Raw genomic sequence first — 25,358 nt, 5'->3', positions numbered from 1 at the left:
GACACGGTGCATCCCGGGGGCACCGTCATCGTCCGCCACCCTGACGTGGACGTTCGGTGGTGGACCTGGGCCGGCCACCGCGCCAACGCGCTCGCCGCCACCCTGCTGCCCGCCGTGTCACCCCACAGGCGTGCTCACGCCCACCGGATGCGGCTGAGGGACGACCTCACTCGTGAGGAAGGGGCAGACGCCATGGCCCAGACAGACGAAGGTCTGAGTCTGATGACCCCCAGCCCCGTCGTCCCAGCAAGAGCTGTCAGGCGGAAAGGCCGACCGGCGATGACCACGGTCGACCAACCCCGGCATCCCGTCTCGGTCAGTAGTTGTACCGAGCGGCGAGGATGACGGTCTCCTTGTCCGTGGCCAGGTGGACAAGGCGGTCCGCGCCCGTCGATCTGCGTCAGCCACACCCCGGACAAGTGGCGCTTCAGCGGCTCGGACGCGCCCATGCCCATGAAGGGGTCACGCTTGAGGTCCTCGACAAGCTTGTTGATCCGGGCGGGCATCTTGCGGTCGTTGTCGGGCCAGGACGTGTGGTCCTCCCGGCCCTGTTCTCGAAGCCGAACCTCACGCGATGCCCCCACTGGCCGCATCTGGCGAGTCGGGGGCGATCGGTTCTCGCTCCGACACGTTGATGTCGGCCAGGGCGTTCTCGTACGTCTTTGGCCCCAGCCTCGCCGGATCGCTACGGTTGAGCCATGACCGCACTGCCCGACTGGATGCGCCCGCCGCGCGCGGAAGGCTGGTTCGCGGAGGACCTGGACCGCCTCCCCGAGGCACCACGCCACACCGAGCTGATCGACGGAGCGCTTGTCTTCATGATGTCGCCGCAGAGGTGGTGGCACGGCCACCTCGTCACCATGCTCACCGTCGCTCTCATGGAGCAGGCGCCCGGTGATGTCAGGGTCGGCCGTGAGATGACCATAAAGCTCGACGAGCGTAACCGGCCTGAGCCGGACCTGCTGCTGACGACGGCCGACTACGACGGAGACCGTACCTGGTTCGCGCCGGACGAGGTGCGGCTCGTCATCGAGGTCGTCTCATCCGAGTCCGCTCATAGGGACCGCACGGTCAAGCTCCGTAAGTACGCGGAGGCGGGCATCCCGCACTACTGGTGCATCGAGGACGAAGGCGGCGCCCCCGTCGTGCACGCCTACGAACTCGACGAACCGACCGGAGCCTACGCACCCGCGGGGATCTTCCGGGGCGCCTTGAAGCGGCCGGTGCCGTTCGAGATCAGCCTGGATCTCGACAGTCTCACTCCGCCGCGAGGCTGAGCAGGGGTACGGCTCCGAAGAGCCGAACCCCCGTCCGACCTGCTCAGGTGAGGCTGCGGCTAGACGTTGAAGCGGAACTCCACCACATCGCCGTCCTGCATGACGTAGTCCTTGCCCTCCATGCGGGCCTTGCCCTTTGCGCGGGCCTCGGTCACCGAGCCCGTTTCCACCAGGTCGTCGAAGGAGATGACCTCGGCCTTGATGAAGCCCTTCTGGAAGTCGGTGTGGATGACACCGGCCGCCTCGGGGGCCGTGGCGCCCTTCTTGATGGTCCAGGCACGGGATTCCTTGGGGCCGGCCGTGAGGTAGGTCTGGAGGCCGAGCGTGTTGAAGCCGACGCGGGCGAGGGTGGCGAGGCCGGGCTCTTCCGCTCCCACCGACTCCAGCAGCTCCAGGGCGTCCTCCTCGTCGAGCTCCGCGAGGTCCGCCTCCAGCTTGGCGTTGAGGAAGATCGCCTCGGCCGGGGCGACCAGGGCGCGCTGCTCGGCCTTGAACGTGTCGTCGGTCAGCTCGTCCTCGTCGACGTTGAAGACGTAGAGGAAGGGCTTGGCGGTGAGGAGGTGCAGGTCGTGGAGGAGCTCGGCGCGGTCCGAGCCCTGGACGATGCCCTGGGAGAACAGCGTGTCGCCCTTCTCCAGGATCTCCTTGGCCTCCTCGACGGCCTTGACCTTGGGCGCCACGTCCTTCTTGATCCGCGACTCCTTCTGGAGGCGCGGCAGGACCTTCTCGATCGTCTGGAGGTCGGCGAGGATCAGCTCGGTGTTGATCGTCTCGATGTCGTCCTTCGGCGAGACCTTGCCGTCGACATGCACGACGTTCTCGTCCTTGAAGGCACGGATGACCTGGCAGATCGCGTCGGACTCACGGATGTTCGCGAGGAACTTGTTGCCCAGGCCCTCGCCCTCGGAGGCGCCCTTCACGATGCCCGCGATGTCGACGAAGTCGACCGTCGCCGGGAGGATCCGCTGCGAGGAGAAGATCTCGGACAGCTTGGCCAGGCGGGCGTCGGGGACCCCGACCACGCCCACGTTGGGCTCGATCGTGGCGAACGGGTAGTTGGCCGCCAGCACGTCGTTCTTGGTCAGGGCGTTGAACAGGGTCGACTTGCCGACATTGGGCAGGCCGACGATTCCGATCGTGAGCGACACGTTGCGACTTCCCGTAGTGAGTGGGTGAGTGAGCCGGAGGCTGCCAGTGCCGGCGGGCCGGCCGATCCACCAGTTTACGGGGTTCGGGGGCCCGGCCCGGCGGCCGCGTCGAACACCTGGACAAGCTCAGCTCTTCGGCTTGGTTTCGGCGTGTCTGGGCTGCGACTGGGCACATTAACCGACCTAAGTTGGTCCGGTGGAGCATCACAGGACCCGTCCCGGACAGCACGGACAGCGCCGTGGAGCCCCCCGCCCACCCCTGCCTCCGCAGGCCGGAAGACGGCCGGCGACGGCCGAACGCCGGCCGGCGACGGGTGGGTCCCGTACGGCGGCTGCCGGGCCCCCGCGGCCGTCCGGCCCCCGGCTCACCGGACTCGGCGGCGGCCTGTTCTGCGGGACCGTGATGTTCCTGGTCGGCTTCCTGGACAATCTGCTGTTCGGGGCGTCCCTGCCGGTGTACGGCGTGCTGTCCCTGCCGGTGTGCGCGCTGACCGCGCTGTGGGTGCGCGGGAGCGATCTGCTGACCGCCCCCGTCGTCTTCCCGATCGCCTTCGCCGCCGGCCTGCTGACCGTCGCCGACGACGGCGGCGGCGGTTTCCTGGGCGGCGTGATGGGCTTGGTGACGGCCCTGTCCACGCAGGCCGGCTGGCTCTACGGCGGCACGCTGGTCGCCGGGGTGATCGTCGTCGTCCGCCGGATCCGGCTGATCCGGCACCGGCGCGGAGGCTGATCCCCCGGCTGCTCCCGGCGGCCCGCCGCCCACCACCGCGTGCCGCCTGCCGGCTGCCAGTTGTTAGCTGCCCGCGGCTACTTGGCGTGGTGCGCCGCGCGCATCGCCGCGCCCACGATCCCCGCGTTGTTCTGCAGCTGGGCCGGCACGATCTCGGCCCGGATGCCCTCGATGAGGGGCAGGAACTTGTCGGCCTTGCGGCTCACCCCGCCGCCGATGATGAACAGCTCCGGGGTGAACAGCATCTCGACATGGGCGAGGTACTTGGTGACCCGGCGTGCCCAGTGTTCCCAGGTGAGGTCGTTGTCCTCCTTGGCCTTGCTGGAGGCCTTCTTCTCGGCGTCGTGGCCGTCCAGCTCCAGGTGGCCCAGCTCGGTGTTGGGGACCAGCTCGCCGTCGGTGAACAGGGCGCTGCCGATGCCGGTGCCGAAGGTGAGCAGGATGACCACACCCTTGCGGTCCCGGCCGGCGCCGAACTGCATCTCGGCCACGCCCGCCGCGTCCGCGTCGTTGACCACGGTCACCGGCAGGCCGCCGAGCCGGTCGCTGAACAGCGTGCGCGCGTCGGTGTCGATCCAGCTCTTGTCGACGTTCGCCGCCGTACGGATATGAGTGCCGTCGCTGATCACTCCGGGGAAGGTGAGCCCGACCGGGCCGGTCCACCCGAAGTGGTCGATGACCTGCTTGACCCCGTCGGCGACGCTGTCGGGCGTCGCCGGATGCGGGGTGAGCACCTTGCAGCGCTCCTGGGCCAGGTCGCCCTTGTCCAGGTCCACGGGAGCGCCCTTGATCCCGGAACCACCGATGTCCACGCCGAAGATCTGCATGGCTCCACGTTACGTGGTACGACTGACAGTCACGACGCCGGACGGCCGCCGGTCACACCGTCGTACGAGCGCCGCTCACGCCCCGGTGCCGCTGCCGCCGCGCTCGGCGACCAGGGCGGCCGCCTCTTCGCGCAGGTCACGGCGGAGTTCCTTGGGCAGCGAGAAGGTGATGGACTCCTCGGCCGCCTTGACGATCTCCACATCGCCGTAGCCGCGCTCGGCGAGCCACTCCAGGACCTCCTCGACCAGCACCTCCGGGACGGAGGCGCCGGAGGTGACGCCGACCGTGGTCACGCCGTCCAGCCAGGCCTCGTCGATCTCGCTGGCGAAGTCGACCAGGTGGGCCGCGCGGGAGCCGGCCAGCTTGGCGACCTCCACGAGCCGCTTGGAGTTGGAGGAGTTGCGGGAGCCGACCACGATGACCAGTTCGGCCTCGGCGCCCATCTGCTTCACGGCGAGCTGACGGTTCTGGGTGGCGTAGCAGATGTCGTCGCTCGGCGGGGAGATCAGCTGCGGGAACTTCTCCTTCAGCGCGTCGACCGTCTCCATGGTCTCGTCCACGGAGAGCGTGGTCTGGGAGAGCCAGACGACCTTGGACTCATCGCGGACCTCGACCTTGGCCACGTCCGCCGGGCCGTCGACGAGCTGGATGTGGTCGGGTGCCTCGCCGGAGGTGCCGATGACCTCCTCGTGGCCCTCGTGGCCGATCAGGAGGATGTCGTAGTCCTCGTTCGCGAAGCGGACGGCTTCCTTGTGGACCTTGGTGACGAGCGGGCAGGTCGCGTCGATGGAGGCGAGGCGGCCGCGCTGGGCCTCCTCGTGGACGACGGGGGCGACGCCGTGCGCGGAGAACATCACGATGTTCCCCGGCGGGACCTCCTCGGTCCGCTCGACGAAGACCGCGCCCTTCTTCTCCAGGGTCTGGACGACGTACTTGTTGTGGACGATCTCGTGGCGGACATAGATCGGGGCCCCGTACTGTTCCAGGGCCTTCTCGACGGCGATCACGGCGCGGTCCACACCCGCGCAGTAGCCACGGGGGGCGGCGAGCAGGACACGGCGGCCAGGCGAAGCAGTCATGGCACCCATCGTAAGGCCGCGTTCGGGGGGCTTGAGATCGCGTCCCGGTGGCGGTTCCGGGGAGACCGACGCCCCTGGACGCCGCGTCGGACGGCGCGGTGGCCCCCGTCCGTGCCGTCGCCGTGGTCGCGGTGGCGTTCGCCTCGGTCGCGGTGGCGTTCGCCTCGGTCGCGGTGGCGTTCGCCTCGGTCGCGGTGGCGTTCGCCGCGTTCAGGCGGCCCGCGGGGTGACGGGCCTGTCAGTCGGCGCCGTTACTCTCGGCGCATGGCTTTGAACACGTCTGTCGAAGCGCCTGTGCCCGTCGGCGAGGTGTCCCGGTTGATCGGTGGGTGGATCGACCGGCTCGGTGCCGTGTGGGTCGAGGGACAGATCACCCAGCTCTCCCGGCGGCCGGGCGCCGGTGTGGTGTTCCTGACGCTGCGGGATCCGTCGTACGACATCTCGATCGGCGTCACCTGCTACCGGCAGGTGTTCGACGCCGTCGCGGACGTGGTGGGTGAGGGCGCGCGGGTCGTCGTCCACGCGAAGCCGGAGTGGTACGCGCCGCGCGGGCAGCTGTCGTTGCGGGCTGCCGAGATAAGACCGGTCGGGGTCGGGGAGCTGCTGGCGCGGCTTGAGGCGCTCAAGAAGGCGCTGGCCGCCGAGGGCCTGTTCGCCGCCGACCGGAAGAAGCCGTTGCCGTTCCTGCCGCAGCTGGTCGGGCTGGTGTGCGGGCGGGCCTCGGCCGCCGAGCGGGATGTCCTGGAGAACGCCCGGCATCGGTGGCCCGCGGTGCGGTTCGAGGTGCGCAACGTGCCGGTGCAGGGCGTGCACGCCGTGCCGCAGGTCGTGCAGGCGGTGAAGGAGCTCGACGCGATGCGGGACGTCGACGTGATCATCGTGGCTCGTGGCGGTGGCAGCGTGGAGGACCTGCTGCCGTTCTCCGACGAGCAGCTGGTACGGGCGGTCGCCGAGTGCCGTACGCCCGTCGTGTCCGCCATCGGGCACGAGCCCGACACCCCGCTGCTCGACTACGTCGCCGACCTGCGCGCCTCCACCCCCACCGACGCCGCGAAGAAGGTCGTGCCGGACGTCGGCGAGGAGCTGGAGCGGGTGCGGATGCTGCGGGACCGGGCCCGGCGGTGTGCCGACGGGCTGGTGGGGCGGGAGGAGCGGGGGCTGGCGCATGCGCTGGCGCGGCCAGTCATGGAGGATCCGCACCGGATGGTCGACGAGCGGGCCGATCATGTCGCCTCGCTGGTGGACCGTTCGCGGCGCACTTTCGGGCATCTGCTCGACCGTGCCGACTCCGAGCTGACGCACACCCACGCGCGCGTGGTGGCCCTCTCCCCCGCCGCCACGCTGAAGCGCGGATACGCCGTGCTGCAGAAGGACGACGGTCATGTGGTGCGCGATCCGGGGGACGTCGAGCCGGGCGAGGCGTTGCGGGCGCGGGTCGCCGAGGGCGAGTTCACGGTGCGGGTGGACGGCTGACGCCGTGTCGTACCCGTCGATGAGAAAGGTCAGTGCATGAGCAGCAGGACGGAAGAGGCCGCCCTCTCGTACGAGCAGGCGCGGGACGAGCTGATCGAGACCGTGCGGCGGCTGGAGGCCGGCGGGACGAGTCTCGAGGAGTCCCTCGCGCTCTGGGAGCGGGGCGAGGAGCTGGCCAAGGTGTGCCGGCGGTGGCTGGAGGGCGCGCGGGCCCGGCTGGACGCGGCGCTGGCCGAGGAGGACGGGGACGAGGGGGAGGACGGGGACGCGGAGGAGGAGTGAACGGGTGGTGTGAGCGGAAGGTGTGAGCGGAAGGTGGCTGTGAGGCGGATCACCAGACTCCGGCCTTTGTTGAAGCTTGAACCTTCACGGGTTATGGTCGTGCCGACAGCCTATCCGGACCGCGGTCCGGATTCGACGGATCGCGATCTCCAGGAAGTTCGAAAACATGTCTCTTGTTCTTGACCCCACCGCCCAGGACCTGCTGTTCCGCGAGGCCCGCACCGCCAACACCTTCACCGACGAGCCGGTGTCCGACGAGCAGGTCCAGGCGATCTACGACCTGGTCAAGTACGGCCCGACCTCCATGAACCAGTCGCCCCTCCGGGTGGTTCTGGTCCGCTCCCCCGAGGGCCGCGAGCGCCTGCTCCAGCACATGGCCGAGGGCAACCAGAAGAAGACCGCCGCCGCCCCGCTGGTCGCGATCCTCGCCGCGGACAACGAGTTCCACGAGGAGCTGCCGCAGCTCTTCCCGCACTTCCCGCAGGCCAAGGACGCCGTCTTCGGCGACCGCGCGGTCCGTGAGGGCAGCGCCGCCCTGAACGCCGCCCTCCAGGCCGCGTACTTCATCGTCGGCATCCGCGCCGCCGGCCTCGCCGCCGGCCCGATGGGCGGCTTCGACGCGGCCGGCGTCCAGAAGGAGTTCCTGGACGACGACCACACCCCGTTCATGGTCGTCAACATCGGCAAGCCGGGCCCGGACGCCTGGTTCCCGCGCTCCCCGCGCCTGGCCTACGACGACGTCGTCACGACGGTCTGAGCCACCCCGCACACACGTGAGAGGCCCCCGGCAACGGCGCCGGGGGCCTCTCAGGTGTGTGCGGAACGGGTCACGCCAGGACGGGCAGTGACAGCGCGGGTCAGGACATCTTCAGGGCCGCGGCCATCTTCGTGAGCTGGGTGAAGGAGGCCGTGCCGGCCACCACCGTCGTGGAACCCGGGGTGTCGTCCAGCACCAGCGCGTCGTAGCGGCCACCCGTGTAGTGCGTCCAGGTGCGGTCGCCGATCTTCTCGGTCGTCTTCGTGGCCGACGCACCCTGGCTCGCGTCGGTGATGAAGTCCGTGGGCTTCTGAGTCGACTGCTCGATCTGGACGTACTGACCGTCGGGGGTCTGGTAGCCGAGGTGCCAGCGGTCGCCGGCCTCGCCCTGGAAGCGGACCGAGGTGGCCTTCCAGGCGCTGGGCAGGCCCTCCGGCGCGGCCACCGGGTAGGTCGCCGCGCGCCGAGCCGTCAGCAGCTCGACCCGGTAGTCGACCCGCTGGATGTCGGGAGCGTGATCGTCGTGCGGGACGAGCAGGTAGATGAAGCCCGCCGCGAGGCCGATCAGGGCCAGGGAGAGGATCATGTCCCGGACCGTCTTCTGCTTGCCGTTCGTGCCTGCCACGCCCCCTATCGTCGCAGGTGCCCGCTGCGCTCATCCGTGGGGTCCCCTGCTCATTTTGTCAGCCTGGCGATAGAGTCGACAGGAACCCTCATCCGGCCGTCGTCGTATCAGAAAGGTGCGCTCCGATGACCGAGCATCATCACTTGCCGTCCGAACTCGATGTCCCCTCCGAGGCCCCCGACCGCAACCTCGCCCTGGAACTCGTCCGGGTGACCGAAGCCGCCGCGATGGCCGCCGGTCGCTGGGTGGGCCGCGGCGACAAGAACGGCGCCGACGGCGCCGCCGTGCGCGCGATGCGGACCCTCGTCTCCACCGTCTCGATGAACGGCGTGGTCGTCATCGGGGAGGGCGAGAAGGACGAGGCCCCGATGCTCTTCAACGGAGAGCGCATCGGGGACGGGACCGGCCCCGAGGTCGACATCGCCGTCGACCCGATCGACGGGACCACGCTGACCGCGAAGGGCATGCCCAACGCGATCGCCGTACTGGCCGCGGCCGAGCGCGGGGCCATGTTCGACCCGTCCGCCGTCTTCTACATGGACAAACTGGTCACCGGCCCGGATGCGGCGGACTTCGTCGACATCAACGCGCCGGTCTCCGTCAACATCCGGCGGGTCGCCAAGGCGAAGCGGGCCACGCCGGAGGACGTGACCGTCGTCATCCTCGACCGGCCGCGGCACGAAGGGATCATCAAGGAGATCCGCGAGGCCGGCGCCCGCATCAAACTGATCTCCGACGGTGACGTCGCCGGCTCGGTCTACGCGCTGCGCGAGGGCACCGGCGTCGACATGCTGCTCGGCATCGGCGGTACGCCCGAGGGCATCATCTCCGCGTGCGCCGTGAAGTGCCTGGGCGGCACCATCCAGGGCAAGCTGTGGCCCAAGGACGACGAGGAGCGGCAGCGGGCCATCGACGCCGGGCACGACCTGGACCGGGTGCTGACCACCGAGGACCTGGTGACCGGGGAGAACGTGTTCTTCGTCGCCACCGGGATCACCGACGGCGAGCTGCTGCGCGGCGTGCGGTACCGGTCGGAGACCGCGCTCACCGAGTCCATCGTGATGCGGTCGAAGTCGGGGACGGTGCGGCGGATCGACTCCGAGCACCGGCTGCGCAAGCTGCGGGCGTACAGCACGGTGGATTTCGACCGGGCCAAGTAACGCCCACGGGGAGGGGGCTGCTGACCCTACGCGCTACAGGTTCGTTGTGGCTGGTCGCGCAGTTCCCCGCGCCCCTTCGGGGCACTACTCAAAAGGCGCCCTCTGTGCGGAGAGGGCGCCTTTTGCCTAGCCGGCTTGCGCTATGCGGTTCGCCGCCGCCGCTCGTGCCGCCTTCTTCAGTTCCATGTCACGGCGCCTGCGCCTGGCCAGGACCACGCGGCGCTCCGCGGCGGTGAGGCCGCCCCAGACGCCGTACGGCTCGGGCTGGAGCAGCGCGTGTTCGCGGCACTCGACCATCACCGGACAGCGGGCACAGACCCGTTTGGCCGCCTCCTCCCGGGACAGCCGGGCGGCGGTTGGTTCCTTGGAGGGTGCGAAGAACAGGCCGGCCTCGTCGCGCCGGCACACCGCCTCGGTGTGCCAGGGTGCGTCTTGGTCCCTGTCCCGCACTGGCACCCGCTGGGCCGGTACGGCAGCTACCTGCAGGGACGAATGCGGCGGTTGCAGCACGGGTCTACTCCTGACGACGGCTTCGCGAGCGAGAGACGATGCAGCAAGGCCTACCCGCTGTGCGCGGGCCTATGCACAGCGTCCTCAACAGCCGTGCCGCGGCGGCCTGTTCACAACCCCGGGCGCCGTCCGTCGAGCAGTCATTCGCGTCCGTCAACGATCCAGGTGTTTGCGCAACTTCCTGTCGACCTTGTCGTGAACCCGGTCCAGGATGTCCTCGATGAGCTTCCCGCGCTTCGGCCGCGCCTCCACATTGCCGAGCACGGCCCACCCCTCGACGTAGACGACGGGCGCGTCGGAGTCGACCGAATCGAGCGTGTCCGCCTCGAAGTTGCCCAGTACGCCGCCGCCGGTGCCGCGCAGCGACACGTTCTCCGGGACGCGGATCTGGACGTCCCCGAAGATCGAGAACGCCCTGATGACGACCTGCTGGTACTCGAAGATCGCCTCGGTGAGGTCGAGCTCGACGGAGCCGAAGACCGCGTACGCGTGCAGCCGTCGGCCCGCCCGCCAGCGGCCCCGGCGGCGGGCGCTGCTGAAGACGGCCACCACGTTGCCGTCCGGCTCGACGGGGATCGCGCCGGGCGTCGGCCGGGGCGGTACCGGCATGTAGGGCGGCGCGGCCGGGTGGGCGTGGGCCGCGGGCAGGTCCCGTATGAAGACCTCCAGCTCGCCCACCGTCTTGGCGCTCAGCACGCCTTCCACGCGCTCGGCGTGCTCGTCGGCGGTCAGGCGCCCCTCGGCGAGGGCCTCCCGCAGGATGTCGGCGATGCGGTCACGGTCGGCGTCCGAGGCGCGCAGCTCGGCGACCGGCGTTCCGGCGCGCTCCTGAGGGGTCTGCTTCTGAAGGTCCACGGCAGCAGAGTACCGAAACGCGATAGATCGCGACTAGGGGTGTGGACAACCCCGGGCGTGTCGAACTGAGCCTTACCTCACAAGCTCCGTGTCTGAGTCAGGTCCTACGCTGGAGAGCGCCCGCCAGCGTCGGCGGGCGGCCGTCCGTCAGAGTGAGGAATGGGCTGAGATGCCTGAGTTCGCGTATACCGATCTGCTCCCCCAGGGCGAGGACACCACCCCGTACCGGCTGGTGACCTCGGAGGGCGTGTCCACCGTCGAGGGACCGGACGGGCGGACGTTCCTCAAGGTGGAGCCGGAGGCGCTGCGCAAGCTGGCCGAAGAGGCGATCCACGACATCCAGCACTATCTGCGGCCCGCCCACCTCGCCCAGCTCCGGCGGATCATCGACGACCCGGAGGCGTCGGCCAACGACAAGTTCGTCGCGCTCGACCTGCTGAAGAACGCGAACATCGCGGCGGCGGGCGTGCTGCCCATGTGCCAGGACACCGGCACCGCGATCGTCATGGGCAAGCGCGGACAGAACGTGCTGACCGAGGGCGGCGACGAGGCGGCGCTGAGCCGCGGCATCTACGACGCCTATCTGAACCTCAACCTGCGGTACTCGCAGATGGCTCCGCTCACCATGTGGGAGGAGAAGAACACCGGCTCCAACCTGCCCGCCCAGATCGAGCTGTACGCGGCCGACGGCGGCGCCTACAAGTTCCTCTTCATGGCCAAGGGCGGCGGCTCGGCCAACAAGTCGTTCCTCTACCAGGAGACGAAGGCGGTCCTCAACGAGGCCTCCATGATGAAGTTCCTGGAGGAGAAGATCCGCTCGCTCGGTACGGCCGCCTGCCCGCCGTACCACCTGGCGATCGTCGTCGGCGGCACCAGCGCCGAGTACGCGCTGAAGACCGCGAAGTACGCCTCCGCGCACTACCTGGACGAGATCCCGGCGGAGGGCTCGGAGCTCGGCCACGGCTTCCGGGACAAGGACCTGGAGCAGAAGGTCTTCGAGCTGACGCAGAAGATCGGGATCGGCGCGCAGTTCGGCGGCAAGTACTTCTGCCACGACGTGCGCGTGGTCCGGCTGCCCCGGCACGGCGCCTCCTGCCCGGTCGCCATCGCGGTCTCCTGCTCGGCGGACCGGCAGGCCGTCGCGAAGATCACCGCCGAGGGCGTGTTCCTGGAGCAGCTGGAGACGGACCCGGCCCGGTTCCTCCCGGAGACGACGGACGAGCATCTGACTGAATCCGACAGCGGCTCCGCCGCGGGGTCCTCCGACGTGGTGAAGATCGACCTGAACCAGCCGATGGACACGATCCTCGCCGAGCTGACCAAGTACCCGGTCAAGACGCGGCTCTCCCTCACCGGTCCGCTGGTCGTCGCCCGTGACATCGCGCACGCCAAGATCAAGGAGCGGCTCGACGCGGGCGAGGAGATGCCGCAGTACCTGAAGGACCACCCGGTGTACTACGCGGGCCCGGCCAAGACCCCCGAGGGCTACGCGTCCGGCTCCTTCGGTCCGACCACGGCAGGCCGCATGGACTCCTACGTGGAGCAGTTCCAGGCCGCCGGCGGCTCCAGGGTGATGCTCGCCAAGGGCAACCGCAGCAAGCAGGTCACCGCCGCGTGCGACGCGCACGGCGGCTTCTACCTGGGCTCCATCGGCGGCCCGGCCGCACGGCTCGCCCAGGACTGCATCAAGAAGGTCGAGGTCGTCGAGTACGAGGAACTCGGCATGGAGGCCGTCTGGAAGATCGAGGTCGAGGACTTCCCGGCGTTCATCGTCGTCGACGACAAGGGCAACGACTTCTTCCAGGACCCGGCCCCGGCTCCGACGTTCACGTCGATTCCGGTCCGGGGTCCCGGCCTGGCGTAGCGCGTCCGGCGCGGCGGGGGGGGTCCGCGCCCCCGCCGCGCCCACCGCCCGGGGACCGCCTCGGCCGTACGGTCAGTGGGGCATGCAGCCGAACCAGTTCAGCTGGTCGCCGTCCTTGGTGTAGCCCATGCACCTGAGGGTCGTGTCGTGCTCCGTCCCGGTCCGCTCGACCGGGCCGTTCAGGTAGTCCGTCTTGTGGTGGGGCTCCACGAGGGTGTCGACCTCGACGCGGTACCAGCGGTCCTCGCCGGAGGGCACGCTGCAGCCGCGGGCGGTCACGTTGCGGCTGGGATCGCCACTCCAGACCGGCCGTTCGGCGCGGTCGCAGTGGGCGCGGTGGGCGCGGCCGGTGGCGGCCGCGGTGCCGGCTCCCGTGCCCAGCAGGGCCGCCGCGCCTATGGACACCGCCGCGATGACGCCGAGCAGACCCTTGGGAGTGAAGTTCATCGGTTGGTCCTCCTGCCAGCCGTGGTGACGGCGGGGATCGCCTTGTCACCTCGGGGCGATAGTCACATTTATCCGTGATGTCCGCCCTGGCGGCCGGGGACGCCGTCCCCCGACCCGGTGACGTCGCTGGTGCCAATGCAGCAGGCCGAGGTCCGGCCGTGCCCCGTGCGGCCCACGGTCCGGAACAACCGCGACGCCCCGATCGCTGATAACGGCATGAGCGACTACCGCATCGAACACGACTCCATGGGCGAGGTCCGGGTACCGGCCCACGCCAAGTGGCGGGCCCAGACGCAGCGGGCCGTCGAGAACTTCCCGGTCTCCGGGCAGCGGATCGAGCGCGCGCACATCGAGGCGCTGGCCCGGATCAAAGGCGCGGCGGCCAAGGTGAACGCCGAGCTGGGGGTGGTCGACAAGGACATGGCCCAGGCGATCCAGGAGGCGGCCGGGGAGGTCGCCGAGGGGAAGTGGGACGACCAGTTCCCGGTGGACGTGTTCCAGACGGGGTCGGGGACCTCGTCGAACATGAACACCAACGAGGTCCTCGCGACGCTGGCGACCGAGCGCCTCGGGCGTGAAGTGCATCCGAACGACCACGTCAACGCCTCGCAGTCGTCGAACGACGTGTTTCCGTCGTCCATCCACATCGCCGCCACCGCCGCCGTCACGCGGGACCTGATCCCGGCCCTCGAGCATCTCGCCGCGTCGCTGGAGCGCAAGTCCGACGAGTTCGCCGACGTCGTGAAGTCCGGGCGGACGCATCTGATGGACGCCACTCCGGTGACCCTGGGGCAGGAGTTCGGCGGGTACGCGGCACAGGTGCGGTACGGCGTGGAGCGGCTGCGGGCCTCGCTGCCCCGGCTGGCCGAACTGCCGCTCGGGGGCACGGCGGTGGGTACCGGCATCAACACCCCGCCCGGGTTCTCCGCCGCCGTGATCGAGGAGGTGGCGCGGGTCACCGGGCTGCCGTTCACCGAGGCGCGTGACCACTTCGAGGCGCAGGGCGCGCGGGACGGGATCGTGGAGACCAGCGGGCAGCTGCGGACGATCGCGGTCGGCCTGACGAAGATCGCCAACGATCTGCGCTGGATGGCCTCGGGGCCGCGGACCGGGCTCGCCGAGATCGCGCTGCCGGATCTGCAGCCGGGGTCCTCGATCATGCCGGGGAAGGTCAACCCGGTGATCCCGGAGGCCGTGCTGATGGTGTCCGCGCAGGTCATCGGGAACGACCAGACGATCGCGGTGGCCGGCGCGGCCGGGAACTTCGAGCTGAACGTGATGCTTCCGGTCATCGGCAAGAACGTGCTCGAATCCGTGCGGCTGCTCGCCAACGTCTCGCGGCTGCTGGCCGACCGGACCGTGGACGGCATCACCGCGCACCGGGAACGGGCCCGGGAGTACGCCGAGTCGTCGCCGTCCGTGGTGACGCCGCTCAACAAGTACATCGGGTACGAGGAGGCCGCCAAGGTGGCCAAGAGGGCGCTGGCGGAACGTAAGACGATCCGCCAGGTCGTCATCGAGGGCGGGTACGTCGACAAGGGTGATCTGACCGTCGAGCAGCTGGACGAGGCGCTGGATGTCCTGCGGATGACACGGCCGTAACCGCGTGCGAACGTTTCGCGCCGCCCGGCCAGAACCGTGACGTCCGCCGCAGCGTCGTATGCCTACGGCACCTAATATCTGTGCATGGCAGACGGTGGAGCGGTGAGACGCGTGACGCGCGGGGAAACGGGCGGTACGACCGGTGACGGAGCCGGGTTCTGGGCTCCGGGGAGCCAGATCCTGTGGCGGTACCGGGAGAACGCCGGAGACGGTTTCCACATCGCACGCCCCGTCACCGTCGTCCGGGACGACGAGGAGCTGCTCGCCGTCTGGCTGGCTCCCGGCACCGAATGCGTCAGGCCGGTGTTCGCCGACGGCACGTCGGTCGGCGAGGAGCCGCTGGAGTCCCGGTACACCAAGCCGCGGACCGTGGCGCGCGGCCACTGGTTCGGCACCGGGGTGCTGAAGCTGGCCCGCCCCGGTCGGCCCTGGTCGGTGTGGCTGTTCTGGGAACCCGGCTGGCGGTTCAAGAACTGGTACGTCAATCTTGAGCAGCCGCTGGTCCGTTGGGGCGGCGGAGTGGACTCGGAGGATCACTTCCTGGACATCTCCGTGCACCCGGACCGGAGTTGGCACTGGCTCGACGAGGACGAGTTCGCCCAGGCCCAGCGGGACGGCCTGATGGACGCGGAGACGGCCGAACGGGTGCGGGCGGCGGGTCTGGCCGCGGTGGCCGCCGTACGGGCCTGGGAGCCGCCGTTCTCGGACGGCTGGCAGCACTGGCGCCCGGACCCGGCCTGGGGGGTACCGTCGCTGCCGGACGACTGGGACCGTACGCCCGCGCGCGTGTCCACATGAGACCCTTGATGCGCCCCCGGTGCACAACCGTAGGATCGTCCTCCGCAAGGGCGCGTTGAGCACAACTCCCGGAGTGTTCATCCGGGCTGACCGAACGTCACCGAGGGGCGGCAGGACGTGAGCGAGGGGTACGAGGGCAGCACCGGCGAGCGGGGCCCGGCCCGCAGAGCGTTCGCCGGTGGCACGGGAACAGCCTCCAGCCACGCCGGAATTCCGTTCCTGGGGCACCTGATCCGGGTATCGGAGTTTCGGCGGGACCACCTGCGCGCCCGGCGCGCAGCCCCGGACGGACGGATTCGACACGCGTGACGGAGCACCCCACCTCCTACGAGCGCCCCCAGCCGGGCGCCGACCCCGCGGAGGCCCGCGGGGCGCTCCTGCGTACCCCGCAACCGCCGCCGCAGCCGCAGGCACCGCCTCGTCCGCTCGGCGCCACCGCCTTACCGGCACAGGCCCGCGCGGGCGAGACGCCCTCCGGCCCCGGTACCAGCACGTCCAAGGAGCACTCCGTCAACGGCCCCGAGCACGCCCAGCCCACCAGCGCTGAGCCCGATCCACACCGGCCGCGCCCCGCCCCGGAGGGCATTCCGCCGCAGCCCGGCGCCGAGCAGGAGCGGGTGGCGGGCGCGGGCGCCCAGGAGCGCCGTACCGGACGCGGGCTGCCGCCCGGCCGGCCGATGCCGATGCGCCGGGACGGCGACCGGCTGCGCTTCGTGGGTGCCGCGACCCGCCGGATCGCCCGGGGCATCGACCTGGACGAGATCGTGATGGGGCTGTGCCGGGCGACCGTGCCGACCTTCTCGGACGCGATCCTGGTCTATCTGCGCGACCCGCTGCCGGTCGGCGACGAGCGGCCGGTCGGCCCGGTGGTGCTGCGGCTGCGCCGTACCGACCGGATCCCGGAGGAGCGGGACACCGACGGCTTCCCGCCGCTGCCGGTCCCGGAGCCGGAGCCTGCCGACATCGGCCTGTCCGCGCTCACCGCGGAATTGTGCGAGGTACGGCCGGGCGGCGCTCTCAACGAGGTACTGCGGGGCGTACGACCGGTTTTCGCCGACTCCCCCGCCGCCCGTGCCGCGCTTCCCGAACTCCTCGGCGAGGGCGCCGAGTCCCTCGTGCCCGGCGGACAGCACGCGATCCTCGCCCCGCTGCGCGGCCGGCGCCGGGTGATCGGCGCGGCCCTGTTCCTGCGCCGCCCGGAGCGGCTCGCCTTCGAGACGGACGACCTGCTGGTCGCCGCCCAGCTGGCCACGCACAGCGCGCTCGGCATCGACAAGGCGGTGCTGTACGGCCGGGAGGCCTATATCGCCGACGAGTTGCAGCGGACCATGCTGCCGGAGCACCTGCCGAGCGCCACCGGCGTGCGGCTGGCCTCGCGCTACCTGCCGGCCGCGGAGACCGCGCGGGTCGGCGGCGACTGGTACGACGCGATCCCGCTGCCGGGCAGCCGGGTGGCGCTGGTCGTGGGCGATGTCATGGGGCACTCGATGACCTCGGCCGCCATCATGGGGCAGTTGCGCACCACCGCGCAGACGCTGGCCGGACTCGATCTGCCGCCGCAGGAGGTCCTGCACCATCTGGACGAGCAGGCGCAGCGGCTGGGCAGCGACCGGATGGCGACCTGCCTGTACGCGGTGTACGACCCGGTGTCGCACCGCATCACCATCGCCAACGCGGGCCATCCGCCGCCGGTGCTGCTGCACCTGGGCGGGCGGGCCGAGGTGCTGCGGGTGCCGGCGGGGGCGCCGATCGGGGTCGGCGGGGTCGACTTCGAGGCGGTCGAGCTGGACGCGCCCGCCGGGGCGACGCTGCTGCTGTACACCGACGGGCTGGTGGAGTCCCGGCTGCGGGACGTGTGGACCGGGATAGAGCAGCTGCGGGAGAAGCTCGCCGCGACCGCCCAGCTGACCGGGCCGGACCACCCGCCGCCCCTGGAAGCGCTGTGCGACGAGGTGCTCGACATGCTCGGGCCCGGTGACCGCGACGACGACATCGCGCTGCTCGCGGCCCGGTTCGACGGGATCGCGCCGAGCGATGTGGCGTACTGGTTCCTGGAGCCGGAGGACGCGGCGCCGGGGCGGGCCCGGCGGCTGGCCCGGCGGGCGCTTGCGCGCTGGGGACTCGAGGAACTGTCCGACTCCGTCGAGCTGCTCGTCAGCGAGGTCGTGACGAACGCGGTGCGGTACGCGTCACGGCCGGTGACGCTGCGGCTGCTGCGGACCGACGTGCTGCGCTGCGAAGTCGGCGACGACGTGCCGCAGTTGCCGCGGCTGCGGCAGGCGCGGGCGACGGACGAGGGCGGCCGGGGGCTGTACCTCGTCAACAGACTGGCCAGACGGTGGGGAGCGACCCGGCTGAGCACCGGAAAGGTCGTCTGGTTCGAGCTGAACCGGTAGCGCCGCGGGGCTTGGGGCCGCCGGGAACCGCGGGCCGGTGAGGGCTTGTCGCGCGGTTCCCCGCGCCCCTTCCGGGGCGCGGGGAACTGTCTTGTCCGACGGCTACTGGAAGCCGTCCGCCGCCGGGTCGAGCGGGTTGTCCGTGATGCCGCCGGTCGGGCTCTGGCTCGGCGACTGCGACGGCGAGTTGGACGGCGGCGCGGACGTCGTCGGGCTCTGGCTCGGCGACTGCGACGGCGAGTTGGACGGCGGCGCGGACTTGGTCGGCGTCTGGCTCGGCGTCTGCGACGGGGTCTCGGACGGCGGCGCCGACTTCGACGGGGTCTCGGACGGCTGGACGGCCGCGCCCAGGTCGGTGTTCAGCTCGAACTTCTGCTTCTTCGTGACCCCGAAGGTGTACGTCGCCCAGATCTGCGCCGGGTAACCGCCACCGTTGATACGGCCGGTGCCGGGGATGAGGCCCGTGGCGCCGGTCAGCGAGACCTGGTTGTGGCTCTTGGCATCCTCACCGAACAGTCCGACCGAGGTCACCAGGTCGGGCGTGAAGCCCGTGAACCAGGCCGACTTGTTGTTGTCGGAGGTACCCGTCTTGCCTGCCACCTGCTGGCCCCTGCGCAGCGGGTTCTGGGCCACCGACGCCTTCGCCGTACCGTCGTCGACCACACCGGTCAGGACCGAGGTCACCTGGTCGGCCGCGCTCATGCTGATCACCGGTTCGCCGATCGGGTCCGGCAGGTCGACCTTGCGGCCGGTCTTCTCCGCCGACGCCAGGATGGTCGGGGTGACCTTCTTGCCGTGGTTGTCGAGGGTGGCGTACACGCCGGCCATCTCCAGCGGGCTCGCGCCCATGCTGCCCAGGGTCTGTGCGGGCACCGCCGGCAGGTCCGTGGTGTCCAGGCCGAGGTCGTCGGCGACCTTCATCACGTTCTTCATGCCGACGTCCACACCCATCTGCGCGAACACCGAGTTGACGGACTTGTTCATCGCCGTCTGCACGGTGATGTTGCCGTAGTCGGCGTCGTCCTCGTTCGGCGGCGAGAAGGCGATGTCGCTGCCCTTGACCGGGCGGCCGCTGGTGCCGTCGTAGATCGTGTTGGCGTTGATCTCCTTGCCGTCCTGCGTCTTGGCGTCCTGGTCGAGCGCGGCGGCGAGGATGATCGGCTTGAAGGTGGAGGCCGGCTGGTAGTCGGCGCGGGTGGCGTTGTTCGTGTAGTGGTCGTAGTAGCCGACGCCGCCGTAGAGGGCGAGGATCTTGCCGGTCTTGGGGTCGACGGACACGGCGCCGGCCTGGACGTTCTTGTCGACCTTCCGCTTCTTGCCGTCCAGCTTGCTGGTCAGCTGACCCTTGACGGCCGCCTCCAGCTTGGCCTGCTTCTTCGGGTCGATGTTGAGGGTGATCGTCCAGCCCTGGTCGACGACCTGGGCCTCCGCCTCGGAGCGGGTGAGGCCCTGGGTCTTCATCAGCTGGTTCTCCAGCTGGGTGTTGGCCAGGTCGACCAGGTAGCCCTTCTGGCCCTCCAGACCGGAGGCGGCCTTCGGCTCCTTGGGGATCGGGAACTTCATGGCGTCGCGCTTCGACTTGTCCAGCCAGCCCTGGCCGACCATGTTGTTCAGGACGTAGTTCCAGCGCTGCTGCACCAGTTTCTTGCCGACCGGGCCCGCCACCGCCCAGTCGTACTGGCTCGGCGCCTGGAGCAGCGCGGCCAGATAGGCGCCCTGCTGGACCGAGAGCTTCTCGGCGTCGACGCGGTAGTAGGCCTGGGCGGCGGCCTGGATGCCGTAGGCGCCGCGGCCGTAGTAGCTGGTGTTGATGTAGCCCGCGAGGATTTCGTCCTTCGACTTCTCGCGGTCCACCTTCAGCGAGATGACCAGTTCCTTCAGCTTGCGCGTGACGGTCTGGTCCTGGTCGAGGTAGTAGTTCTTGACGTACTGCTGGGTGATCGTCGAGCCGCCCTGGGTGCCGCGGCCCCGCGCCGTGTTGTAGAGGCCGCGGGCCATGCCCCTGAGGTCGATGCCCGAGTCGCTGTAGAAGGTCTTGTTCTCCGCCGCGACGAAGGTGTGCTGGACGTCCTTCGGGACCTTGGAGAGGTCCACGATCTCGCGGTTGACGGTGCCCTTGCGGGCCAGGACCGAGCCGTCGCTGTACTTGTAGACGTTGCTCTGCGTCTGCGCGAGCGCGTTGCCCTGGGGAACGGCCACCATCACGTACAGCATGACGAAGGCGCCGATGCCGAGCAGACAGACGGTGAAGAAGGCGCCGAGCATCTTCTTCCAGGTGAACAGCCGGCGTATCCGGCCCTTCGCGGACTTGCCGCCCTTGGCCGGCTTCCCCTTGCCGGCGGCGGCCTTGCGGCGCTCCGCGCGGGTGCCGCCCTCGGTGGGCGGCGACTGGACCGCCGTCGCGGTGCCGCCCGGGGTCTCGGGTGACTCGTGCGCGGCCTGCGGTGACGAGCGGGGCCTGGGCGCGGCACGGCGGCCACCGCGCTGCCGCGCTTTTCTCTCTTCCGCTCGTCCCATGAGTCCGTCTGCTCCGCTTCGTCTCGGCTGTCACACGTGTGTACGGGTGTCACACAAGTACGTGGCTCAGGTCAGCTCAGAAAGCTAACACCGCTCTCTATGACAAAGAGCAGACGATCCGCCCTTTACGGACGTGACAATGAGCACCCCGCCCCAACGGAACCGACGAGCGGGGAGGGCAGAGGGTTGCCTCTGCCCTCCAAAGTGTTATCACCGCGCTGGCGCGGTGGGCCGGGGACGGGTTGCGGTCGGCCCACGCGCAGACCGAGTTCCCGCCGCGGCACGCCCTCGCGGAATCCGGCCGGCTCCCCGGCGAGACGGGCCCCTCCGGCGGGCTTACGCCAACTCCGCCTTGAAGCCCTGGCGCCAGGACGGGTACCGGGGCTCCCAGCCCAGCTCCCGCCTGGCCTTGGCGTTGGAGAAGCCGCGCCCCTCGGTCATGATCACCACCGCCTGGTCGCCGGCCAGCAGCCGGGCCAGCCAGACCGGCACCCGCAGCGGCCGCTTCGCCCCGGCGCACTCGGCGAGGTACGGCAGCCACTCGGCGGCCGGCGCCGGCTCGTCGTCGACGATGTTGAACACGCCCCGCGCCTTCTGCTCGACCGCCAGCACGGTGGCGCTCGCGGCGTCGTCGAGGTGGATCCAGCTGCTGTGCCCTTCGGCACGGCCGACCAGGGGGTACTGGCGCTTGCGGACCAGGGTCACCTGGTCGTCGATGGCACCGGGGCCGTAGAAGGCCCCGTACCGCAGGGCCGCGCCGCCCGCTTCGAGGACCGCTTCCTCCAGGTGGCGCAGCGCCAGCATGCCCTGGTGCGCCGCCGTCCCCGCCATCAGGTCCAGCGGGTCCTCCTCCGTCTTCACCCAGCCGCCCTCGCGGATGCCGTTCCAGCTGGCGTGGCTCTGCGCGACGACATGGGGGACGCCGGTCGCCTCGGCCGCGGCCAGCAGGTGGTCGGTGCCCTCGGTGCGCAGCCGGTTGGTGAGGGCGAACCAGCGGTCCGGATGCTTGATGTCGGGCTTGCCCGCGTGCGCCGTGGAGATCGCGGTCAGCTGGTGCACGATCACCTCCGGGCGGGCCGCGGCCACCGCCGCCCCGACCGACAGCGCGTCGAGGCCGTCCATCACCACGCCCTCGGCCCCCAGTCGCCTCAGCAGATCCAGCCGGGCCGCGCTGGTCGTGGTGGCCGTCACCCGATGCCCCCGCGCCACCAGTTGGGGCACCAGCCGCCGTCCCAGAACACCACTGCCACCCGCCACGAAGACCCGCACGATCATCACCTTCCCGAGCTGAGGAACAGACTCCCGGAGCAAGGACGAGACAGGCTCGCGCGCCGTGACATCGCGCTGTCGCACAACCGTGACAATCGGCTCCCACCTGCCCGTTCACACACCCCGCCATGATCTACACACCGAGCGTATACATGGGGCGTATACACCGTGTGTACAGTGCTGCCATGTCCATCGGTCACACCCTCCTGGGGCTCCTGGAGTCCGGCCCGCGCCACGGTTACGACCTGAAGCGGGCCTTCGACGAGAAGTTCGGTCACGACCGGCCGCTGCACTACGGCCAGGTCTACTCGACGATGTCGCGCCTGCTGAAGAACGGGCTCGTGGAAGTCGACGGCATCGAGGCCGGCGGCGGCCCCGAGCGCAAGCGGTACGCCATCACCGACGCCGGCGTCACCGACGTCGGGAAGTGGCTGGCCACTCCGGAGAAGCCGGAGGAGTACCTCCAGTCGACCCTGTACACCAAGGTCGTGCTCGCCCTGCTGACGCACCGCGACGCCGGCGACGTCCTCGACAGCCAGCGCTCCGAGCATCTGCGCAGCATGCGGATCCTCACCGACCGCAAGCGCCGGGGCGATCTCGCGGACCAGCTCGTCTGCGACCACGCCCTGTTCCACCTGGAGGCGGACCTGCGGTGGCTGGAACTGACCGCCGCCCGCCTCGACAAGCTCCGCACGGAGGTGACCAAGTGACCGCTCCCGCTGGTTCGCTGCTCGCGGCCGAGGGGCTGCGCAAGGCCTACGGCCCCACGCTCGCGCTCGACGGGGCCGGGTTCTCGATACACCCGGGCGAGGTCGTCGCCGTGATGGGCCCGTCCGGCTCGGGCAAGTCGACCCTGCTGCACTGTCTCGCCGGGATCGTGCCGCCCGACTCGGGCTCGATCGTCTACGCCGGGCGCGAGATGGCCACCATGAACGACACCGAGCGCAGCGCCCTGCGCCGTAGCGAGTTCGGTTTCGTCTTCCAGTTCGGCCAGCTGGTACCCGAGTTGACCTGCGTGGAGAACGTGGCGCTGCCGCTGCGGCTGAACGGCACCTCCCGCAAGGAGGCCGAGAGGGCCGCGCTGGGCTGGATGGAGAAGCTGGAGGTCGACGACCTGAGCCGCAAGCGGCCCGGCGAGGTCTCCGGCGGCCAGGGGCAGCGGGTCGCGGTGGCCCGGGCGCTGGTGACCGAGCCCCGGGTGCTCTTCGCCGACGAGCCCACCGGCGCGCTGGACTCGCTCAACGGCGAGCGCGTGATGGAGCTGCTGACGGACGCGGCCCGCTCCACCAACGCGGCCGTCGTGCTCGTCACGCACGAGGCCCGGGTGGCCGCCTACTCGGACCGCGAGATCGTCGTACGCGACGGCAAGTCCCGGGACATGGAGCGGGTGGTATGAACGTCAGGCAGTGGTCCAGAGATCTGGCCATGGGGGTCCGGTTCGCCTTCGGAGGCGGACGCGAGGGCTGGTTCCGGGCCACGCTGACGGCCGTCGGCGTGGGCCTGGGGGTGGCGCTGCTGCTGCTCACCACGGCCCTCCCGAGCGCGCTGGCCGTGCGCCATCAGCGCGATGTGGCACGGGCGGACTACACGTACGTCTTCGGCCATCCCTTGAAGGCCGGCGAGAAGACGTTCGTCATCGCCGACATCGACACCCCCTACCGCGGCGCCGACATCCGCGGCCGGATGGTCCAGCGGGAGGGCGCGAAGGCGCCGGTGCCGCCCGGGCTCACCGCGTACCCGGCGCCCGGCGAGATGGCCGTCTCGCCCGCGCTGAAGCGGCTGCTCGACTCCCCCGACGGCGCGCTGCTGCGCGCCCGGCTGCCGTACCGGATCACCGCCACCATCGCGGAGAGCGGGCTGACCGGCTCGCAGGAACTCGCCTACTACGCGGGCTCCGACGACCTCGCCGCCCACGTCGACCCGCCGAACGTGGCCCGGATCGACCACTTCGGCAGCCCCAGGTCGCCGGACGCGGAGTCCGACCCGGTCCTCACCCTGCTGGTCCTCGTGGTGTTCGTGGTGCTGCTGATGCCGGTCGCCGTGTTCGTCGCGGCCGCCGTCCGCTTCGGCGGCGAACGCCGCGACCGGCGGCTGGCCGCGCTGCGGCTGGTCGGCTCCGACGGCCGGATGGTACGGCGGATCGCGGCCGGCGAGGCGATGGCGGGCGCGCTGCTCGGCCTGGTCTTCGGCGTCGGCTTCTTCCTGGTCGGCCGGCAGTTCGCGGGCACCACCGAGGTGTTCGGCATCAGCGTGTTCCCGAGCTATCTCAACCCCTCCCCCCTGCTGGCCGTGCTGGTGGCGGTCGCCGTCCCGGCGGCGGCGGTGCTGGTGACCCTGTTCGCGCTGCGCGGGGTGGTCATCGAGCCGCTCGGCGTGGTGCGGACGGCGAAGCCCAGGCGGCGCCGGCTGTGGTGGCGGCTGCTGCTCCCGGTGGCCGGCCTGGCCGCGCTCTACCCGATGATCGGGCAGGGCCGCGGCGGCGGCGACTTCAACCAGTACCTGGTCACCGGTGGCGTCCTGCTGCTCCTGGTCGGCGTCACGGCCCTGCTGCCGTGGGTCGTCGAGTCGGTCGTCGCACGGCTCGGCCGGGGCGCGGTGGCCTGGCAACTGGCCGTCCGGCGACTCCAGTTGAGCAGTGGTACGGCGGCCCGCATGGTCAACGGGATCGCGGTGGCGGTGGCAGGCGCGATCGCCCTCCAGATGGTCTTCGCCGGCGTCGAGGCCGACTACACCAAGCAGACCCACAACGACCTCACCCGCGCGCAGATGTCGGTCCAGGTACCGAACGGCGTCCCGGTGCCCGAGGTCGCCCGGGCCATGACCGGCACCAAGGGCGTGCTGAAGGTGGTCTCGATCGCCGACGGCCAGGTCGGCGACCTGAAGAAGGACCCGACCCAGACCGCCGAGGTGAGCATGGGAAGTTGCGCCTCGCTGCGGGAGGTCGCCGTCCTGCCGTCCTGCCACGACGGCGACGCCTTCGTGGTGAAGGGCTCGGACACCGGGTCCGAGACGACGAAGCTGCTGACGACCGTGGAGAAGCACGGCCGGACGCTCTACCTCGACCCCTCCTACACCGGCGACGACCAGGGCGCCGCGAGCCGCTGGAAGGTACCGGCGGGGCTGAAGCAGGCACAGACCCGCGAGGACCCCACCGGCTACAAGCGCGGCGGCTTCCTGCTCACCCCCGGTGCTCTGCCGGACGGTGCCAGCACGGCGGTACAGGGTGTGGTCTATCTGTCCATCGACTCCGGGGTGCGCGACGCCTCGGAGAACGTGATCAACACGGCGGTCCGGATCGACCCGCTGATGCACGCGGAGACGCTGACCTCGATCGAGCGGGACGGCCAGTTCGAGTCGATCCGCACCGGGCTGTTCGCCGGCGCCGCCGCCGTGCTGGCGCTGATCGGCGCGAGCCTGCTGGTCGGCCAGCTGGAGCAGCTGCGCGAGCGCAAGAAGCTGCTGTCGGCGCTGGTCGCCTTCGGCACCCGGCGGCGCACGCTGAGCCTGTCGGTGCTGTGGCAGACCGCGATCCCGGTCGGGCTCGGACTGCTGCTGGCCGGCGTGGTGGGGCTGACGCTCGGCACGGTGCTGCTGAAGATGGTCGGCTCCACCGTGCGGGTGGACTGGCCGGGCGTGCTGGCGATGACCGGCTTCGGCGCGGCGGTCGTGCTGGCCGTCACGGTACTGAGCCTGCCGCCGCTGCTGCGCCTGATGCGCCCGGACGGGCTGCGTACCGAGTAG

24 protein-coding genes are annotated in these 25,358 nt (G+C 70.6%); 14 read left to right on the top strand and 10 right to left on the bottom strand.

Features of this window, described 5'->3' with window-relative positions:
• Nucleotides 1-134 precede the first annotated feature (134 nt).
• A complete protein-coding gene (locus ACWDGI_RS03220) occupies nt 135-506 on the bottom strand; it encodes a type II toxin-antitoxin system YoeB family toxin (RefSeq protein ID WP_450754786.1) in 372 nt (123 codons plus the stop codon).
• A gap of 192 nt (nt 507-698) precedes the next feature.
• Here ACWDGI_RS03220 and ACWDGI_RS03215 point away from each other — a divergent pair, with 192 nt between their 5' ends.
• The gene (locus tag ACWDGI_RS03215) at nt 699-1,277 is read left to right on the top strand and encodes a Uma2 family endonuclease (RefSeq protein ID WP_450754784.1); all 579 of its coding nucleotides are present in this window, start codon (nt 699-701) and stop codon (nt 1,275-1,277) included.
• Between the two features lie 59 nt (nt 1,278-1,336).
• Here ACWDGI_RS03215 and ychF read toward each other — a convergent pair whose 3' ends face one another.
• The gene (gene ychF / locus ACWDGI_RS03210; protein WP_450754782.1) at nt 1,337-2,425 is read right to left on the bottom strand and encodes a redox-regulated ATPase YchF; all 1,089 of its coding nucleotides are present in this window, start codon (nt 2,423-2,425) and stop codon (nt 1,337-1,339) included.
• Nucleotides 2,426-2,621: 196 nt separating this feature from the next.
• Between ychF and ACWDGI_RS03205 the strand changes: the two genes are divergently transcribed.
• Nucleotides 2,622-3,155, top strand: coding sequence for a DUF6542 domain-containing protein (locus tag ACWDGI_RS03205; protein ID WP_450754780.1), 534 nt, complete (start codon nt 2,622-2,624; stop codon nt 3,153-3,155).
• 77 nt (nt 3,156-3,232) lie between these two features.
• On the opposite strand, the gene ppgK is transcribed toward ACWDGI_RS03205, so the two are convergent.
• Both ppgK and ACWDGI_RS03195 read right to left on the bottom strand, forming a co-directional pair.
• Nucleotides 3,233-3,982 carry a polyphosphate--glucose phosphotransferase gene (gene ppgK, locus ACWDGI_RS03200; RefSeq protein WP_450754778.1) on the bottom strand — a complete coding sequence of 250 codons (750 nt, stop codon included), beginning with the start codon at nt 3,980-3,982 and terminating at the stop codon, nt 3,233-3,235.
• Nucleotides 3,983-4,057: 75 nt separating this feature from the next.
• Nucleotides 4,058-5,071 (bottom strand): 4-hydroxy-3-methylbut-2-enyl diphosphate reductase, encoded by a 1,014-nt coding sequence (locus ACWDGI_RS03195; RefSeq protein WP_450754776.1) that lies wholly within the window; start codon nt 5,069-5,071, stop codon nt 4,058-4,060.
• Nucleotides 5,072-5,109: 38 nt separating this feature from the next.
• Here ACWDGI_RS03195 and ACWDGI_RS03190 point away from each other — a divergent pair, with 38 nt between their 5' ends.
• The 4 genes from ACWDGI_RS03190 (at nt 5,110) to ACWDGI_RS03175 (ending at nt 7,574) form a co-directional block, all read left to right on the top strand.
• Nucleotides 5,110-5,292, top strand: coding sequence for a hypothetical protein (locus tag ACWDGI_RS03190; protein WP_450754774.1), 183 nt, complete (start codon nt 5,110-5,112; stop codon nt 5,290-5,292).
• Between the two features lie 34 nt (nt 5,293-5,326).
• The gene (xseA, locus tag ACWDGI_RS03185; RefSeq protein ID WP_450754772.1) at nt 5,327-6,535 is read left to right on the top strand and encodes an exodeoxyribonuclease VII large subunit; all 1,209 of its coding nucleotides are present in this window, start codon (nt 5,327-5,329) and stop codon (nt 6,533-6,535) included.
• 36 nt (nt 6,536-6,571) lie between these two features.
• A complete protein-coding gene (locus ACWDGI_RS03180; RefSeq protein ID WP_450754770.1) occupies nt 6,572-6,817 on the top strand; it encodes an exodeoxyribonuclease VII small subunit in 246 nt (81 codons plus the stop codon).
• A 166-nt stretch (nt 6,818-6,983) separates the two neighbouring features.
• Nucleotides 6,984-7,574 (top strand): malonic semialdehyde reductase, encoded by a 591-nt coding sequence (locus tag ACWDGI_RS03175; protein ID WP_450754768.1) that lies wholly within the window; start codon nt 6,984-6,986, stop codon nt 7,572-7,574.
• Nucleotides 7,575-7,674: 100 nt separating this feature from the next.
• Here ACWDGI_RS03175 and ACWDGI_RS03170 read toward each other — a convergent pair whose 3' ends face one another.
• Nucleotides 7,675-8,199, bottom strand: coding sequence for a DUF4245 domain-containing protein (locus ACWDGI_RS03170; RefSeq protein ID WP_450754766.1), 525 nt, complete (start codon nt 8,197-8,199; stop codon nt 7,675-7,677).
• A gap of 125 nt (nt 8,200-8,324) precedes the next feature.
• Here ACWDGI_RS03170 and glpX point away from each other — a divergent pair, with 125 nt between their 5' ends.
• Nucleotides 8,325-9,359 (top strand): class II fructose-bisphosphatase, encoded by a 1,035-nt coding sequence (gene glpX, locus ACWDGI_RS03165; RefSeq protein ID WP_450754764.1) that lies wholly within the window; start codon nt 8,325-8,327, stop codon nt 9,357-9,359.
• A 126-nt stretch (nt 9,360-9,485) separates the two neighbouring features.
• On the opposite strand, the gene ACWDGI_RS03160 is transcribed toward glpX, so the two are convergent.
• Both ACWDGI_RS03160 and ACWDGI_RS03155 read right to left on the bottom strand, forming a co-directional pair.
• Nucleotides 9,486-9,869: a WhiB family transcriptional regulator gene (locus ACWDGI_RS03160; protein ID WP_089099070.1), complete on the bottom strand. Its 384-nt coding sequence runs from the start codon at nt 9,867-9,869 to the stop codon at nt 9,486-9,488.
• Between the two features lie 153 nt (nt 9,870-10,022).
• Entirely contained in the window at nt 10,023-10,724 is a 702-nt protein-coding gene (locus ACWDGI_RS03155) for a DUF1707 SHOCT-like domain-containing protein (RefSeq protein WP_450754762.1), read from the bottom strand.
• Nucleotides 10,725-10,893: 169 nt separating this feature from the next.
• Here ACWDGI_RS03155 and ACWDGI_RS03150 point away from each other — a divergent pair, with 169 nt between their 5' ends.
• Nucleotides 10,894-12,588, top strand: coding sequence for a fumarate hydratase (locus tag ACWDGI_RS03150; protein ID WP_450754760.1), 1,695 nt, complete (start codon nt 10,894-10,896; stop codon nt 12,586-12,588).
• Between the two features lie 72 nt (nt 12,589-12,660).
• On the opposite strand, the gene ACWDGI_RS03145 is transcribed toward ACWDGI_RS03150, so the two are convergent.
• Nucleotides 12,661-13,035, bottom strand: coding sequence for a hypothetical protein (locus ACWDGI_RS03145; protein ID WP_450754758.1), 375 nt, complete (start codon nt 13,033-13,035; stop codon nt 12,661-12,663).
• A gap of 216 nt (nt 13,036-13,251) precedes the next feature.
• Between ACWDGI_RS03145 and ACWDGI_RS03140 the strand changes: the two genes are divergently transcribed.
• From ACWDGI_RS03140 to ACWDGI_RS03130, 3 genes are all read left to right on the top strand, one after another.
• Nucleotides 13,252-14,637: a class II fumarate hydratase gene (locus ACWDGI_RS03140; protein WP_450754756.1), complete on the top strand. Its 1,386-nt coding sequence runs from the start codon at nt 13,252-13,254 to the stop codon at nt 14,635-14,637.
• A gap of 84 nt (nt 14,638-14,721) precedes the next feature.
• Nucleotides 14,722-15,435, top strand: a complete 714-nt coding sequence (gene fomD, locus ACWDGI_RS03135; protein ID WP_450754754.1) for a cytidylyl-2-hydroxypropylphosphonate hydrolase — start codon at nt 14,722-14,724, stop codon at nt 15,433-15,435.
• Between the two features lie 305 nt (nt 15,436-15,740).
• Nucleotides 15,741-17,831: a SpoIIE family protein phosphatase gene (locus tag ACWDGI_RS03130; RefSeq protein ID WP_450754752.1), complete on the top strand. Its 2,091-nt coding sequence runs from the start codon at nt 15,741-15,743 to the stop codon at nt 17,829-17,831.
• 102 nt (nt 17,832-17,933) lie between these two features.
• Here the strand turns inward: ACWDGI_RS03130 and ACWDGI_RS03125 are convergent, their stop codons facing one another.
• Nucleotides 17,934-20,348, bottom strand: coding sequence for a transglycosylase domain-containing protein (locus ACWDGI_RS03125; RefSeq protein WP_450754750.1), 2,415 nt, complete (start codon nt 20,346-20,348; stop codon nt 17,934-17,936).
• Nucleotides 20,349-20,684: 336 nt separating this feature from the next.
• Nucleotides 20,685-21,623 (bottom strand): NAD-dependent epimerase/dehydratase family protein, encoded by a 939-nt coding sequence (locus ACWDGI_RS03120; RefSeq protein WP_450755294.1) that lies wholly within the window; start codon nt 21,621-21,623, stop codon nt 20,685-20,687.
• Nucleotides 21,624-21,802: 179 nt separating this feature from the next.
• Between ACWDGI_RS03120 and ACWDGI_RS03115 the strand changes: the two genes are divergently transcribed.
• Genes ACWDGI_RS03115 through ACWDGI_RS03105 form a run of 3 tightly spaced genes read left to right on the top strand, consistent with a single transcriptional unit; the run spans nt 21,803 to nt 25,358 of the window.
• A complete protein-coding gene (locus ACWDGI_RS03115; RefSeq protein ID WP_450754748.1) occupies nt 21,803-22,327 on the top strand; it encodes a PadR family transcriptional regulator in 525 nt (174 codons plus the stop codon).
• Entirely contained in the window at nt 22,324-23,013 is a 690-nt protein-coding gene (locus ACWDGI_RS03110; protein ID WP_450754746.1) for an ABC transporter ATP-binding protein, read from the top strand. The genes ACWDGI_RS03115 and ACWDGI_RS03110 overlap by 4 nt, the downstream gene beginning before the upstream one ends.
• Entirely contained in the window at nt 23,010-25,358 is a 2,349-nt protein-coding gene (locus ACWDGI_RS03105; protein WP_450754744.1) for an ABC transporter permease, read from the top strand. The genes ACWDGI_RS03110 and ACWDGI_RS03105 overlap by 4 nt, the downstream gene beginning before the upstream one ends.

Source organism: Streptomyces sp. NPDC001220 (assembly GCF_053597895.1).
This window is presented reverse-complemented; position numbering and strand designations above follow the sequence as displayed.